This is a genomic window from Thermoleptolyngbya oregonensis NK1-22, assembly GCF_032705245.1.
In the GTDB taxonomy this organism is placed as follows: Bacteria; Cyanobacteriota; Cyanobacteriia; order Elainellales; family Elainellaceae; genus Thermoleptolyngbya; species Thermoleptolyngbya sichuanensis.
This window is the reverse complement of record NZ_CP053540.1, coordinates 4,117,834-4,133,409: the sequence shown is the minus strand read 5'-3', so window position 1 is coordinate 4,133,409 and position 15,576 is coordinate 4,117,834. Positions and strand designations below refer to the sequence as shown.

General features: G+C 56.7%; 9 protein-coding genes and 1 pseudogene. 5 read left to right on the top strand and 5 right to left on the bottom strand.

Translation table 11 applies throughout. The features are described from left to right. Both HNI00_RS17315 and HNI00_RS17310 read right to left on the bottom strand, forming a co-directional pair. The gene (locus HNI00_RS17315; RefSeq protein WP_316787905.1) at window positions 1-2,871 is read right to left on the bottom strand and encodes a glycosyltransferase; all 2,871 of its coding nucleotides are present in this window, start codon (window positions 2,869-2,871) and stop codon (window positions 1-3) included. 395 nt (window positions 2,872-3,266) lie between these two features. Beyond that, window positions 3,267-4,712: an FkbM family methyltransferase gene (locus HNI00_RS17310; RefSeq protein WP_316787903.1), complete on the bottom strand. Its 1,446-nt coding sequence runs from the start codon at window positions 4,710-4,712 to the stop codon at window positions 3,267-3,269. A 251-nt stretch (window positions 4,713-4,963) separates the two neighbouring features. Between HNI00_RS17310 and HNI00_RS17305 the strand changes: the two genes are divergently transcribed. Together HNI00_RS17305 and HNI00_RS17300 are read left to right on the top strand one after the other, a co-directional pair. Beyond that, complete coding sequence (locus tag HNI00_RS17305; protein ID WP_316787902.1) at window positions 4,964-6,010, top strand: GDP-mannose 4,6-dehydratase; 1,047 nt, start codon at window positions 4,964-4,966, stop codon at window positions 6,008-6,010. Between the two features lie 37 nt (window positions 6,011-6,047). Next, window positions 6,048-7,436, top strand: coding sequence for a glycosyltransferase family 4 protein (locus HNI00_RS17300; protein WP_316787900.1), 1,389 nt, complete (start codon window positions 6,048-6,050; stop codon window positions 7,434-7,436). 75 nt (window positions 7,437-7,511) lie between these two features. Here HNI00_RS17300 and HNI00_RS17295 read toward each other — a convergent pair whose 3' ends face one another. Next, the gene (locus tag HNI00_RS17295; RefSeq protein ID WP_316787898.1) at window positions 7,512-9,299 is read right to left on the bottom strand and encodes a tetratricopeptide repeat protein; all 1,788 of its coding nucleotides are present in this window, start codon (window positions 9,297-9,299) and stop codon (window positions 7,512-7,514) included. A 224-nt stretch (window positions 9,300-9,523) separates the two neighbouring features. Here HNI00_RS17295 and HNI00_RS17290 point away from each other — a divergent pair, with 224 nt between their 5' ends. The 3 genes and pseudogenes from HNI00_RS17290 to HNI00_RS17280 all read left to right on the top strand — a co-directional run bounded on the left by HNI00_RS17290 (window position 9,524) and on the right by HNI00_RS17280 (window position 12,408). Further along, window positions 9,524-11,632, top strand: a complete 2,109-nt coding sequence (locus HNI00_RS17290; protein WP_316787896.1) for an FAD-dependent oxidoreductase — start codon at window positions 9,524-9,526, stop codon at window positions 11,630-11,632. A 158-nt stretch (window positions 11,633-11,790) separates the two neighbouring features. Next, a complete protein-coding gene (locus HNI00_RS17285) occupies window positions 11,791-12,081 on the top strand; it encodes a nucleotidyltransferase family protein (protein WP_297078238.1) in 291 nt (96 codons plus the stop codon). Then, window positions 12,078-12,408, top strand: a pseudogene (locus tag HNI00_RS17280) (HepT-like ribonuclease domain-containing protein). Before HNI00_RS17285 ends, HNI00_RS17280 begins: the two are co-directional and overlap by 4 nt. A gap of 82 nt (window positions 12,409-12,490) precedes the next feature. On the opposite strand, the gene HNI00_RS17275 reads toward HNI00_RS17280, so the two are convergent. Continuing rightward, window positions 12,491-12,655, bottom strand: a complete 165-nt coding sequence (locus tag HNI00_RS17275; protein WP_316787892.1) for a hypothetical protein — start codon at window positions 12,653-12,655, stop codon at window positions 12,491-12,493. A 287-nt stretch (window positions 12,656-12,942) separates the two neighbouring features. Further along, complete coding sequence (locus tag HNI00_RS17270; RefSeq protein ID WP_316787890.1) at window positions 12,943-15,510, bottom strand: CHAT domain-containing protein; 2,568 nt, start codon at window positions 15,508-15,510, stop codon at window positions 12,943-12,945. Window positions 15,511-15,576 lie beyond the last annotated feature (66 nt).

Sequence of the window (15,576 nt, the reverse complement as noted above, 5' to 3'; positions counted from 1 at the left end):
TTATAGAAGAGTTTCTAATAGTTGCTTGGCACTTTTTTCCCAGGTTTGCCAGGGCATTTGATCTGAACGGGGGTGTTTGTTGCTTTGATAGAGCATTAACCAATCTTGAATTGCCGTGGCTAAGTCTTCTGGCGTTAGTCCTTGAAAGTAATAAGCATTCTCTTTGGCGACTTCTCGAAAAACAGGGATGTCTCTCGCGATAATTGGTAGGCTATGTTGGGCAGCTTCGATTAGGGGTAGCCCAAATCCTTCTCCTTCTGAGGGAGATATTAAGCAGGAAGAGGCTGCATAGATTTGTTCTAGATACTCATCGCTAATGCCTGATAGCCAGAAAAGCTGTTTGTCATATTCAGGATGCTGTCTTATCTTTTCGGCCAGGTCTTCCATAAGCCAACCCTGTTTGCCAACGATAACTAGATTAAGCCTTTGTCCTTGTCTCCAAAGCTGTTCAATCGCTTCTAGAGTTTGTCGATGCCCTTTCCTTGGTTCTACCGTCCCCACCATCAGAAATGTGGGTGCTGTAGAGAGCTTTGCAAGTAGCGCTTCTGCATCGTCGGGTAGCCCTTTGGTTGGGCTAGAAGATTGAATATCTGCACCCAAATGAAACCAACCAATGTTGAAGGGTCTCATCCGATCAGGCTGATTGGTTCGCATCCATTCTGCTAGTTCTTCTGCGACTGCTTGAGAAATACATATCGCGCCATCCCCCACGCGAGACACTGAGCTTAACCAGTTCAGATGATTTTTGTCCACATTTGGCGGAAATACCTCAGGGCGTAAGATGGGTAACAAGTCATAGACCACAAAGTAGGTCTTGACATTGTGATTCTGTAATTTTGCAAAGAACCCTGCTTTTTCGTTTTGAACGATGTAATCGTTTGTCAGATCTGCGCCTAAAAATATATCGCCTGAATGAATATCTACGGGTTCATCACACAGAGATTCTAAAGGACATTGGAGCAAGCCAAGCGTGTATTTTCGAGCGTAATAGCACTGCCATCCCTGGTTGAATGTGAAGTAAACAGGTTCAATTCGATAGCCTGGGGGTGGGTTATTGAGCCATTCCATCAGGAGCGATCGCACAACACGCTGCACCCCTGTTTTTAGGTCACTTCGGCAAATTGCAGACACATCCACGAAGAGTTGCTTAGCTGGCTGCTTCGGGGGGAATGATTGAGCAACAGATTGGGCGATCGCCAGCCAATCATGACTAGGAACTGAAGAATTATCTGTGCTAGAGAGTCCTTGAATTAGTCTTTGTGAAGATGAGCATTGACTGTACTGCTGCTCGATATAGTTAAAGTATTGACTGGCACATTCTTGAGGCGTATGAAGCGTGTGAATTAGGCACTCGGCTGCTTGAGATAGTGCCTGACGTTTTTCAGTATTTTGCCATAGCGTTTCCAGCGCATAGGTTAAGTCAGCATCGGTAAACTCTTCGGGCACCATCCAGACCGCATCTTGCGGCAGTTCTGCCATTGAACCGCTCGCATTAACCACAGTCGGCAGCCCGTAGTTTAAGCAGTCTAAAGCTGCCGCAGACGTTTCACCCCGTGAGCTAGAGCGCAATTGCACAGCGACATCTGCTGCCCTTAAGTAGTGGCGAAAGGTGGGCATATCTGTCCAGCCTGTCACCTGAACTTGTTCGGATAAACCGCTGCGCTCAATCGCTTCAGCAATTGATTTGCCATATTCACCACCAGGGTTTTCGCCAACAAAGACGAGTAGCGTGTTTGGATCTTGGGCGATCGCCGAATTCAACCAAGCATTCAGCAAGCGATGATTCTGCTTAATTTGACCCAACATTCCAAAGCTACAGATCAGGAATGCATCCTCTGGTATTCCTAGAATTTGACGAGACACCAAGCGATCGCCCTCTCCAGGGGGCACTCGTGGCATATTTACCTGTCCCCAGTCTTCTGACCAGCGATCGCCATACCACTGATTTGCTAAGCGACGAGCAAAACTAGAGTGAACAATGACGCTATTTGCCTGCTGCAAAATGCTTAGATTGCAGGGATATTTAAACACTACTGCTGATAAATCAGCAGACTTAAATCGTTCTTGTACGGCTGCATATCCATGCGCGTGATATAGCTCTCGCGTCCAGCAATAGGGAGACGCATTCTGCATTTCCATTGCGGCAACAATGTGTCCTAGATAAAAATCATGCAGCGCTACAACGCCTGGAAAGCGCTCCAGCAAAGAAAACATATGCTGGTGATAGTGGGAATTGCCAAAGTGATAGAGTATCCGGTCGTATTGATAGGCATGGGCTTCAAACCATTCCACGCTGCGAATTGGGCAGTTAGCATTGATCCACAGATCAGAAATCGTGTCCTGCGCGACGACAACTTCAATTTCGTAATATCGCGCTAGCTCAGGCAGAAGCTCTGCGCTGTAGTCGGCGATGCCGCTTTTTTCGGGGGGCAGCGGTGAAATGTAGGCCAGCTTGGGGCGATGGGTCGGGGCAGCAAGAACTTGGGTTGTGGACGATCGCCCGTGATGGAGCTTTTCAAAAGCGGCGATCGCCCGTTCAGCCGCAATGTCCCAATTTCTGCCGTTATCTTGCTCTTCATCCGCAGCCAAGTGAACGATTTGCTCCTGAGATATGCCTAGAACGGCTGCCGATTCCTGGCGGAGTGACTCGGACACCGCAAGCCATAGATTTGCCCGCTTTAGATGATCCAGCAGTCGCCAGCTTGCCAAGTCCTGCCATTCAGACATGAGTCCATCCAGGCTAACCGGAGCAACTGACTCCAGCAAAGTCACCGCAGTTGGCAGCGTTTGAGTAAACGTCCCAATACTCAGCGCCACATCTGGACTGGGTTCACCAATCGGCGCGGTGAAGTGGACAATATCTGGCTGCAAGCTTGCCAAAAAAGCTTCTCGAATCAGGGCAGAAGTGCGATCGCGCCACGGTTGATGCGCTGCGTCTGGACTCATCCAGGCGGGCGCTGCCCACACTCGAACATTTTCTGGCGGCAGTAAACTGTCGAAGCAGGCTCGCAGTGGCTCAATCGTGTCTGAAAAGCGATCGCTCAGCAGCAGCAAGACTTCATGTTTGCCTCGGTGACGGGCGATCGCCTTCGCCAATAGAAGCGGCGGCTGCTTAAAAAAATCGGAGTCTGAGACTTGTTTGGTTTGTGCAGCTTGCAAATCCAGAACAATTCTCACGAATACTCTCCTGCCCTTCAAACAACAACATTGCGATCAAACCAGGCATCTCGCTAAACCACGGCTTTGGGCTGTAGCTAAAGCTGTAGTTACTTGCCTGAGTTGCCCTGATTCCGAGCTTCCATCAGCCGTTGATAAATCAAGCGAGCGTTGGCAGAGACTCCGGACAAGTCTGGCTGCTCTTTGCCTACGTTAGATTCTGCATCAGATTGTGACAAATTAACCGAAATTTCAGACGAATGGAGTGTTGCAGTAGACTTTCGTGAATCCTCTGCTTGTAGATTTCCAGCCCTGGTCTGAGGTGGCGCACTAGCGACGGGCAGGATGGGTGCAGGCGGAGTGCCCCGCAGCAAACGTTTGAGCGCTCCAGCAAGCTGCTTACCGACACGCAATGGCGCACCCGCTTTCCAAGATAGGCTGGAATAGACCGATTGCAGCTCATCAAACCGTCGTCGAGCCAAATCTTCGGCATGGGCGTGCTGCTGGGCAAGCTGGTTAGCACGAGCATTAGCCGCTTTAAATTGCTTCTTCAGCCGATCAGCGCGATCGCGCTCTTGAGACACCTCTTGCTGCAACACCTGTTCCCGCTGGGAAAGTCGAACCCTTAACAGCTTTGCTTCTGCCGCCGTTTCATCCTGCTGCCGCTTAAGCAGGGCTGCTTGCTGCTGCGCTTCTGCAAGTAGCTGCTCTCGTTGGCTTAGTCGATCGCTGATATCTTCAAGCTGAGTTTGAAGCTGCAAAAGATTTGTTTCAAGCTGGCTCCGCTGTTGCTCAAAATTGACCTCAAGTTTCCAGGCGCGATTGCGCTCCTCGTCCAGCTTTTGCTGAAACAGCGCACAATAGGGGCGCGTCACCGTCAAGCTAAAGGCAAACTCGTCAAACACAGACACGCCGTACTGTAGCGCATCCTTGAGTTCGGGATGCCGATCCGAAACGTAGTAGCGATTTAATCCATCAAATAAGACCGAGGTGTAGCCCCGCAGGGTCAATTCAGTCTCCCAATGGTCATGGGTATCCGTTGTCGTGTTAGGCAGCGTGCTTTCAATCACCACGATCCAGGGGCGAACGGGCGAATCGCCCCAACCCCGCAGAACCGATCGCTCCAGCCCTTCCACATCAATCTTGAGCCAGTGAATTGGGCGATCGCCATAGCGCTGAAAAATATCAGCCATTGGAATGCAAGGAACCGTAATTTCTTGAACCAAGAACCCCTGCTGGCGATGCCCTTCAGCAATTGTGGCATCGCCAGTTGACAGCCCAGCATCGGAGATTTCGTAAAAAGTGATGATGCCGCTTTTCTCAGTTAGAGCAACTTCTAGTACCACTTCGTCAGGACGATGCTCTCTCAACAACGCGGCATACTGTCGAAGTGGTTCCACATGCACGCCGCGCCAACCGTTATCGTAAAAAGCTTTGCTGACAGACGCAATTTCGGGGTGAAAAGCACCCACGTCAATATAAAACCCGTCCTCAACGTGCTTCAATGCCCGCCAGAGCAAGACATCCTCAAAGTGTTGAGCATAGGAAATAAACATACGGGTTTTGGGACGATGCCGCGAAGAACAGAATACAAGGTTGCGTCAAGAAGATGGCGCTATATTTGGCACTCGCAATCATACCAGGTTGCGTGAAACCACTTCACAATCGATCGCAAGTGGATTGCGACCAGATTGCGATCGCGCCATAAGCTGCATGATATTCTGACGAAAACGTGCCGTAGGGTGTTCTCGGTGGCAACCCCATAGCCTTGGAAATATTCGTTGTTTTGATGAACCCCAACTCTCCCATGAAAAAAGCGCTGATCTGTGGCATTTCAGGACAAGACGGAGCCTATCTGGCCCAACTGCTGCTCGACAAAGGCTACGAAGTCTTTGGCACGTCTCGCGATGCCCAGATGACCTCCTTCCGCAACCTCGAGCGGCTAGGGATTGCTGACCGCATCATGCTCAAATCCATGTCGCTGAACGATTTTCGCAGCGTGTTGCAGGTGATTAGCAAGATTGAGCCAGACGAGATTTATAACCTGGCGGGGCAAACTTCCGTCGGCTTGTCCTTTGAACTGCCCGTGGAAACAATGGAGAGTATCTCTATTGGCACGCTGAACCTGCTGGAAGTGATTCGCTTTTTGGGTGCGCCAATCCGCTTCTACAACGCAGGCTCCACCGAATGTTTTGGCGACACAGGCGACACGGTAGCTACCGAAACCACCGCCTTTCACCCCCGCAGTCCCTATGCCTGCGCCAAAGCCGCCGCCCACTGGCAGGTAGCCAACTACCGTGAAGCGTATAACCTGTATGCCTGCTCTGGTATTTTGTCGAACCACGAGTCGCCCTTGCGTCCCAAGCGCTTCGTAACGCAAAAAATTGTGTCTGCGGCCGTGGCCATCGCCCGTGGCGAACAAACCGGACTGCGACTAGGCAATATCTCCATCCAGCGCGACTGGGGTTGGGCCCCCGATTATGTCGAAGCCATGTATCGGATGTTGCAACAAGACCAGCCCGAAGATTTCGTCATTGCCACAGGCTATACGGCCAGCCTGGAAGACTTTGTGGCCGCCGTGTTTGCCCATGTCGGGCTAGACTGGCGAGAGCATGTGCAAGCCGACGCTAGCCTGCTGCGGCCCTCCGACATTGCCATCAGCCGCAATAGCCCCCAAAAGGCAAAAGAAAAGCTGGGCTGGGCCGCCCAATATCTGATGCCAGAGGTTGCCCGCAAAATGGTAGACGCGCTGCTCAATCCTGCCCTGCTGCCAGCCAGCGGCGGCCAGTCGGCAAACGGCAGCACGCCAAAAGAATCACAACCGTCCTCCCTGGGCGCAGGTCGCCCCACCTGATGCTGGCCCAACTTTCGGCTCTCCAGTCGGCTCTCCAATGGAAACACCCTTCCCCCAGATTGCCCTCGACGGCATTGTGTTTCAATATCCGAGCGATCGCGGCATCCAGCGCGTCTGGCGATCGCTCCTCCAGGTTTGGGCAACCCAGGACTTCTGCAAACATTGGGTGATTCTGGATCGCAACGGCACTGCACCCAAGCTTCCTGGTTTTCGCTATATCGATTGCCCCGCTCACGACTATCGCCACAGTGGAGCCAATGCTGCCCAACTCCAGTCCATCTGCGATGCCGAAGCGATCAACCTGTTCATCTCTACCTACTACACCGCGCCTCTATCTACGCCCTCGGTCTTCATGGGCTACGACATGATTCCCGAAATCCTGGGACTCGACCTGCAAAATATCATCTGGCAAGAAAAGCACTACGGCATTTTGCACGCCCAGCACTTCCTCTGCATCTCCCACAGCACCGCCCGCGACCTGATGCAGTTTTTTCCCCACGTCCAGCCTGATCAGGTCACTGTTGCCCACTGCGGCGTAGACTCTGGCTTTTTTCCAGCAGCAGCGTCCGAAATTGAAGCTTTCAAAACACAATACGCGCTCCATCAGCCCTATGTGCTGCTGGTCGGCGAACGGCTAGGAGTCACAGGTTACAAAAACACCCCCCTGCTGTTGCGGGCGATCGCCCAAGAACCCCAATGGCAAGACCTCAGGGTTCTCTGCGTCGGCGGCAAAGACGAAATCGAGCCAGAACTGCGGGAACTGGCGGGCAGTGTATCCATCACTCGGCTACGGCTCAGCGATGCAGAACTGCGGGCAGCCTACAGCGGGGCGATCGCCCTCGTCTATCCCTCGCGCTACGAAGGCTTCGGGCTGCCCATTGCCGAGTCCATGGCCTGCGGTTGCCCCGTGATTACCTGCCCAATTTCCTCTATTCCCGAAGTCGGCGGCGATGCCGTGATATACACCGACCCAGACTCATCCGCCGCCTTGCGGCAAGCCCTAGAACAGGTGCAACAGCCCGACGTGCGCCAGCGGCTCATTGCGGCCGGGCTGGCCCAAGCTAAATCGTTTACCTGGGCGCGATCGGCAGAGATTGTGGCAAAGACGCTGCTAGATGTGGCAGAGTCCTGGAGCGATGGGAAGATGGATCAGAGGGGCGATTCGCGAAGCGATCCCTACGGGAATCGCACCGCCCTCCTGTGGACGCATTTGCGCCAGTGGCAAGCCGCCCAGCAAACCCTCACCCAACAGTTTCGCCAGACCCAGCGCCAGCTTCGAGACACCCAACTCCAGCTTGAAAATTGCCAGCGCGAAACCCAGGACGCTCGCCAGCAAATCGCCGCGATGGAAAGCAGCAAGTTCTGGAAACTCCGCACAGCCTGGATCGATCTCAAAGCAAAGCTGGCGGCTGCGAAGCGCTCCTAACCTGCCCAGATGTGACAGATGTAGGCACACGCAGGTTAAGGTTGAAGAAAATATCTGTTTAGTAGAGCCTGCTAACTAAAGAAAAATCATCACGGCGGCGGCTAGCGTGATCAGGATGGCGTTGTAGGCGGCGTGGTCGGCGGTGCTGGCTCGCACACCTGCCTCTTCGGACTGGAAGGCGTTGCCCGTTTGCCGCAAATGGCGATCGCGCACATATTTATAGCGGCAGGCAAACAGGAACCCCGGCAAAATCAGCACAATCCCGCCGATTAGGGGGATTCCCGCCAGCAGGTGCGCCAGCCCAAACCAGGTGGAACGCACGCCGATTTGTCGCCAGGTGTTGGCCCCGCGCCGAAACAGCCGCTCCTCCAGCCGCGCCCAAAAGGGAATGCCCAGCAGCAGCGCCAGCCAAAACAGCAGAATCAGCAGCGTCGCCCAGTTGAAATGGGACACCGCTTCTGGCACGGGCGGCGGTTCCAATCCTGGCATTGGCGGGGTGGGGAGGTCTGGCGCAGGGGATGGCGCAGGGGCGGCATCTTTGATCAGGTTAAACGGTTGAAACATGACGTTGCCGGGTCGCCCAAACACCAGATCCGACCAGCCCAGACGCAAAATCGGCGGGGCGATCGCATCGGCAATCGAATAGGTCACCAGCGTTGCCACGACGATGCCCAGCGCCCGCCCATAGGTCAGCCAGTGGGTGCCAAAATAGGTCTGCCAGACGAAGCCCAGCCGCGACCGATGCCGCCACAGATCGGCCACAATCAGCCCCAGCACGCCCAGCGATAGCAGCACCGACACCCCCTGCCGCAGCAACTCCGCCGCCGGCCCCTGCCCCAGCGCCAGCAGCAGCACCGCCGCCGTCACAATCAGCAGCCGCAGCTTGGCCGCATTCAGCACTGCGCCCACATTTTGCAGCAGGGGCCAGCGCGTTTCCCGCCGCCGCAGGTGCGTCCACAACTGCCCCGCCATGCCCAAGCTCAGCAGCCGATTCAGCGCCGCCGGAGCATAGCCCGGTTGCAGCCGCAGCGCCTCATCGCAACTGGCGATCGCCCGCTCATAGCGCCCCAGCCGCATCAGCGCCCGCCCGTGATGCGCCCAAGCAGCCGCTTTCCACGCCTCCTGCCGATGCGGAGCCAGCGAGAGGGCCTGCTCAAAATTGGCGATCGCCTCCAGCACCCGATCTTGCCGCAGCATCGCAATCCCCCGGTTGCTCCAGGCCCGGTCTAGCCTGCTGTCGAGGGCGATCGCCCGCTCATAGCACTGCTGCGCCTCGGCATATTGCCCCGCCACCGAATGCACCACGCCCTTGCTATTCCACGCTTCTGGCAGGTTTGGGTCAAGCTGCAAGGCGCGATCGCAAAGCTGCATCGCCGCCTGCTTTTGTCGCCGCAGCACCGCCAGCAAAGACCCCTTCGCGCTCATCGATAGGGCATCCTGGGGCTGTTGTTCCAATGCGTTGCCAAAGCTGGTCAGCGCCTCGCCATAGCGCCCCAGACTGCGGAGCGTACAGCCGCGATCGCGCCACAGCCTTGCCCTCGGTGTGGCCGCCAGCTTGATCGCTTGGTCAAAATTTGCCAGCGCCTCCTTGAATCGCCCCAGCCCATCCAGCGCCCGCCCCCGCCCGTGATAGGCCGCCACCAGGTCTGGCCACAGCAGCAATGCCTGATCAAACTGGGCGATCGCCGCTTCGATCTGCCCATCTCGCAACTGCCACCAGCCCAGCCGACACAGCAGCCCCGCCCGCTCTGCCTCTGGCAACGCCGCCTCACTCAGCCGCTGCCCACACTCCGCGGGCGTTAGCCGAGCCAAATCATTACCAGACCATGAAACATCCGAATCAAACTCAGAATCAGCGTACATGCAAAACACTCAGCGGCGGGACGGCGTGGCAATGCCTCTATTTATGCCTCTATTTTAGGTTGAGCAGGATTGAGGCAGTTGGCGGATTTCTCGCGGGCTGCGTCCGCAAGCAATCCGCCAAAGTCCAGAACACGGATGGCGAGTGCATAAGTCCTGTTGAGGTTTTGGCGGGTTGAGGGGCGGGAGTGAGATGATTAAAGGGCACCGCCCCTACCCACCCACCCATGCTCACCGCCCCCCTGCGCCAGCACAACGGCATTTTTGAAGACCGCGCCTTTACCCGCCCAGCGCCAAACAGCGAACTCTCCTGCGCCATTCTCGTGGTGGGGGGATCGACGGCGGCCTATACGGCGGCGCTGGTGGCGGCGCGGGCCAATCTGTCGGTGTGCCTGGTGCAGCCGACGCAGATCTTGGGGGGCCAGTTCACCGTGCAGGCGCTGCCCGCGTCGGACGATGGCGATTTGCTCAAAGAGCGGGCGGGCGCATTTCATCGGGCAGGGGAAGAATTTGCGATTTCGCCCTTGCAGCGCTGGTTTCGCGATCGCCAGCGACAGCTCCAGCCCGTGCAGGGGGAGGTGCTGCAAAACCCCGGCGGCGGCTGGGTCAGCCCGATTTGCACCAGTCCCGTCGTATCCGCCATTGCCCTAAACGAGGCGATCGCCCCCTGCCTGGAACGGGGCACCCTCCGCTTCATTCCCTTTGCAGAACCCGTCGAGGTGCAGTTTGTCACTCCCCCCGGCGGGCGGCGGCGCGTCACGGGGGTTGTGTTTCAAGACCTCCAGCGGGGGCATCGCTTCACGATTTCGGCGCAGATCACCATTGAGGCAACCGATCTGGGGGATCTGCTGGAAGTCGGTAACATCCCCTCCCGCGTGGGGCAGGAAACCCGCGAAGAAACTGGCGAACAGGCGCTTCCCAAACACCCCCTGCCGGAGTGTCAGCAGTCCTTTACCTATGGCGCGGTGATCGAACTGGCGGAACCAGGCAAAGGCAAGCCCATTGGCGCACCGCCAGGATACAACGTCGCCCCCTGGCTGCTGGCGGCAGACTTTGAAGCCGACTTTTGGACGAAATCTGGCGGTCAGTGGGAGCCACAGCCGCGCCCATTTTTGCATCCCTTTGGGATTTTCCGCTACCGCCGTCTGATTCGCGTGTCTACCCAAGAGAAGCTGGTGAAGCCGGGGGATGTGTCGGTGCTGAACTGGGGCCAGCATCAGCACGGCGAGGGCGGGCCCATGCTCTGCGGCAACGACTATCGCGTGGGGGAACTGGTCGGCGTGAGTCGGGAGGAGCGCAAGCTGCATCTCAAACAAGGGCGCGATCGCGCTCGGGCCTACGTCCACTATTTGCAGCAGCGGGGCATTCCGCTAAAACCCCGGGGCGACCTCACCTGGACCGCCGACGGCATCGCCCTCGAACCCTACATCCGCGAGGCGCGACGCGGTATCGCCCTCACCCCCATCCTCCACGAAGACGTAGCCAAGGCCTTTTTCCCCGACCAGGCGCGGGCCCGCTGCTTTGCCGACAGCGTAGGCATTGGGCAATATCACTATCTCGACCTGCACGGCAACGATCGCCAGGGCCACGCCAGCTTGCCGGGAGACAAAGTGATTGCGCTGCCCTTTACGCTGCCTGTGGGGTCACTTGTTCCTATTGACACCGACGGGCTGGTGCTGTCCTCCAAGAGCCTCGGCACGACCCACATTACCAACGCGGCCTACCGAATGCATCCGGTGGAATGGGCGATTGGGGAAGCCAGCGGCTATCTGGCAGCGCTGGCCGTGTGGGCGGGGGTGCAGCCGAGGGCGATCGCCCTGCAAGAACCCCTCCTCCGCAAGCTGCAAGGGCTGATCACCCGAAACGGCATTCCCATCTTCTGGTTCGATGATGTATCCCACAGCGACCCCGACTTTGAGCCGATCCAGGTGATGGCGACCGCAGGCATCGTCCGCAGCGAAACCACCACCGACCTGCATTTTCGCCCCGAAAACACCGTCACCCGCGCTGTTGTCTCTACTGCAATGGTGAAGCTGCTCAACCTGTCGCCCACCACGCCCGACCAGCCCACCTTTTCCGACGTGCCCAAAAACCACTGGGCCCATCCCTATATCGAGGCCCTGGCCGCAGCCGGACTGATCGCCGGAGTCGGCCGCGGCCGCTTTGCGCCAGAGTCGCCCATCACCCGCGAGCAGTTGTCCTTCTTGGTGAAAAAAGCCGCACCCGATGCCTATGACCGGGCCTTTGCCCGCACACCCATCGACCGCCAATCCCTGCGCCGCCGGGAACTGTCGCGGGTGCTGTACGAAGTGATGAAAGTCGTGTTGAAGAATTAGAAAGTCATAAGGGCGATCGCCCTGGTTCCGAATCAAGATTTCGTAGACGCAAGCTTCAGTAGGAATCCGCGATTTCAGTTCTGCGAATTGCAGGGCATCAAGCAGAAGATTAAAGCACTGGGGCAATGGGATAATGAAGACACATGGAGAGGCTGCTAATGAACATTGGGTTACAGGTGCAGGAAAAACGAGAAGCAATTTTGGCGACAGCAGCAAAATACGGAGCCTACAACGTTCGCATCTTTGGCTCGGTAGCACGGGGCGAAGCCGACTCAGACAGCGACGTTGATTTTCTGGTGGAACTGGAGGCAGAACGCAGCTTACTTGACCTTGGCGGGTTGCTGATGGAATTACAAGACCTGCTGAATTGTTCAGTAGATGTGGTCACAGTAAAAGGTCTGCGACCCAGAATCCGCGATCGCATTCTGAGTGAAGCAATTCCCTTATGAGAGACGATCGCGAGAAATTGCAAGATATCCTAGATGCCATCGAGCGGATTGATCGCTATACTGCACAGGGCAGGCAAGCATTTGAACAAAATGAATTAATTCAAGCTTGGTTCACTCAAAACTTGCAAGTGATTGGGGAGGCTTCCCGCTCGCTCTCTTCAACCCTGCGAGATCATCATCCAGAAGTACCTTGGGCAAAAATAATTGGAGCGAAACATTCTGACTCACAACTACTTCGAGATTGATCTCGATATTGTTTGGCTAACTGTAGCGCAAGAATTACCAAGTCTAAAGCAAGCCATCACAGCCATCTTGCAATCGTTGTAGGCGATCGCTCTTGCGATCAATCTGGGTGCGGCGAGGCAAGGCTGGTCTGGTCTACCTCTATACCCGCGAGTGCCGCTGGCGGCTATTGTTGCGGAGGCAGCTTTGCCCGTTCAGCATCATTCAACTCCGGCAAATTCTGCTGCCATTCGGTAAAAAATTGCTCATCTTCCACCCGGCGTAATCTAAACCGGGCTTCCACTTCAGATAAGCTTTTAACCGCGTCGGTGACTGCAATGACTTTTGCCATGATGAATTCCCTTCACCGGAGTTTTATCATATCAGGGACAAATCAGGGACAAATCAGGGACAAATCTTATATCAACGGGATGTGCAACCTTGCCGATCCTCCTCATCCTAAATCCAGAGCGGGAGAGGGACTTCAAGCCTCTCTTGCTCCCCTTCTCCCGACCTGGGAGAAGGGGTTGGGGGATGAGGGCAAATTAAACGTTGCACATTGCGTTTCTAACCTTGCGTTTCTAACCTTGCGTTTTTAGTTTTTAGCATTGCGTTTTTGTCAGATAGCAAAATTTCGCTTCAAAGTCCATTGCCGATCAGGATAAACGGGGCCCAGAAAAACGGCGGCTGGTTGTCTTGAATGAGACTGATTTGGGCCTGCTGGAGGGCTTCTGCTTTGGAGATGGTTTTCTGATTCAGCAGTCGGTAAAACTGGGTCATCAGCGCTTCGGTGCCTTCGTCGTTGACCCGCCACAGCGAGGCGATCGCCGCTCTGGCCCCGGTGCGCTGCATCTGGAAGCCAAATCCCAGAATTTCTTCGCCATTGCTCTCGCCGCTCACGGCGGTCTGGCAGGCGCTCAGCACGATCAGTTCCACATTGGGCAACGACCAGCGCGACGCATCTTGAAGCGTGACGCGATCGCCATTCCCAAACACAATAAAGGTTTCCTCCGGCGAACCCGCCACAAACTGCGCGTGGGTCGCTAGGTGAACCACCGTATAGTCATTCATGCGGGGCACGGTTGCCTGGGGGCTAAACTGGGCATCAATCAGCTTTTGCGTGTTGGGAATCTGGGCTGCAATATTCTCCACCTCGATGCCTGCAAACGGCAGCCCCGGAAACCGCAGTTCTCGCGTTCCCACTCGCACGCTAACTTCACCCTGCACAAACGCCCCTGCCAGCACCCGCAAGTCGCGCTGGGGTCGTCGATCAAACTCTGTGAGGGAGGCGGCGGTAATGTAGTTAACCCGATAGCGCTGGGCCAGCCATTGCGTGCCGTCGTGCAGCGCCGCCAGCGGAATGTAGCGCAGTTGCCCGTCTGGGGCATAGACAATCGTCTGGGTGTTGGCTTGGGCCAGGTCTGCTTCGAGCGGCCGCACCAGCCAGTTGTAGAGTCGCTGGGCGCTGGGTCTGGGGTTGACCCGAATGTCGGTCAGGGATTGCCGCAGTTCCAAAATTGCCTGATTGAGCTGGGTGCGCGGGACGTTCACCGTGCGGCGGATGGGCGGCGAAAAGGGCGTAACCAAAATTAGCTCTAGCCGATCGTCTAGCACCAGCGGATAGAGCAGGACGGCGTTTTGATTCAGGTTTCGCAGATTGTTTTGCAGCGCGGTGAACTGCACCGGGTCAATGTTTTGGCGGCGCGTGGTGCGGCTGAGCTGATCTAGAGCGGCGGCCACCTCTGGGCGGTTGAGGAAATCATCGAAGGTGCGGGCGAGGTTTTGCTCGGCGGCGACCAGCACGGCGAGGCGCTGCTGCTGGGCGGGGGTGCGGCGGTCGGGGGCGATCGCCCGCAGTCTGGCCAGTTCCCGTCCCTGGGCGATCGCCCGATCGTAGAGGTTGAGCATGTTTCGCTCTTCCTCGGAGAGGGCAATGCCGCGCCCCGTCTGCTCGTTGCCGCGCACGTCGCGCAGATAGTCGTCTAGTTCCTGCACCTTGAGCAAATCTAAGACCTGCTGCGCCTCCAGCACCCGATCCTGGCGCAGCAGTAGATCTGCGAGCAGGCGATAGGTGCTGGCTACCCGGTCGGTGTAGGTCTGCTGAATGTCGGGATTGGTCTGTTGCAGCCCGGCCCGCAGCGCTTCCCACAGGTTCACCGCCTGCTTTAGGAACACGATCGCCATCGCGGGCTGGTCTTGCTCCAAAAAGAGCCGCCCCAGGTTTGCCAGGGTGCGGGCTTCGCCCTCGCGATCGCCAATTTCCTGCTTCACTAGCAGCGAGTCTTGCAGCATATCCATCGCCTGGGGATATTGCTGAAGCTCGACATGCACCAGTCCCAGGTTGTTGAGTGCGGTGGCTTCGAGGGAGCGATCGCCAATCTCGCGGGCAATGTCCAATTGGCTTTGCATGGCGGCGATCGCCCGATCATACTGGCGCTGGTTGAGCCACAGCACTCCGATGGCTCCCTGAACGGCAGCCTCGCCCTGGCGATCGCCCTGTTCCTGAGCAATTCGCAGTTCTCGTTCCAGTTGAGTCATCGTCTCCCCAGCGGGCTGCGAAGCCACCTCTCCCTCGCCGCCAGCCGTCCGAGCTTGTTGCACGCGGCGATCGGCCTCCTCTGGCTGGCCCAGCGCCCGATAGACGACCGCCTGATTAAGCAGCGCTGTGGCGATGCCCTCGCGATCGCCCACGTCCTGAGCAATGGCTTGCGCCTGCTGCAAATTTTCCAAGGCCAGGGTATAGTCGCCCGTGGCATAGTAGGTCACGCCCAAATTGCCCAAAATCAGCCCTTGCCGACGGCGATCGCCCGTTTCCTGGGCAATCGGGAGCGCCTGGGTAAAGGCAGCAATGGCTTCGGCATATTGCCCCAGGCTGCGGTGGGCTTCGCCAATGTTGGTTAGCGCAACCGTGCGGCCGGGGCGATCGCCCAACTCCTGATAAATCGCCAGAGCCGCCTGCCATCTGTCTAGCGCAACGGCAAACTGACTGGCGCTATAGGCCTGTACGCCCTCTCGCAGCAGGCGATCGGCCTCATCCTGGCGGGTTGCCGCTTCTAGCGTCTGCGGCAGGTTTGGGGCTTGAGCCTGAGCGCTCTGCCCCACCAGCGCAGATAGCAAACTCAGACCACCGATTAGACTGGTGAATAGCAGCAGCCAAGATCGAGATCTGGACTGGGATTGGCGGGAATTGATTGACGGAAGCGTCATGGCTGAACCCGTAAAGTTAACCGTTGACCGCAGTTGACCGCAGTTAACTACAGTTGACCGCAGTTG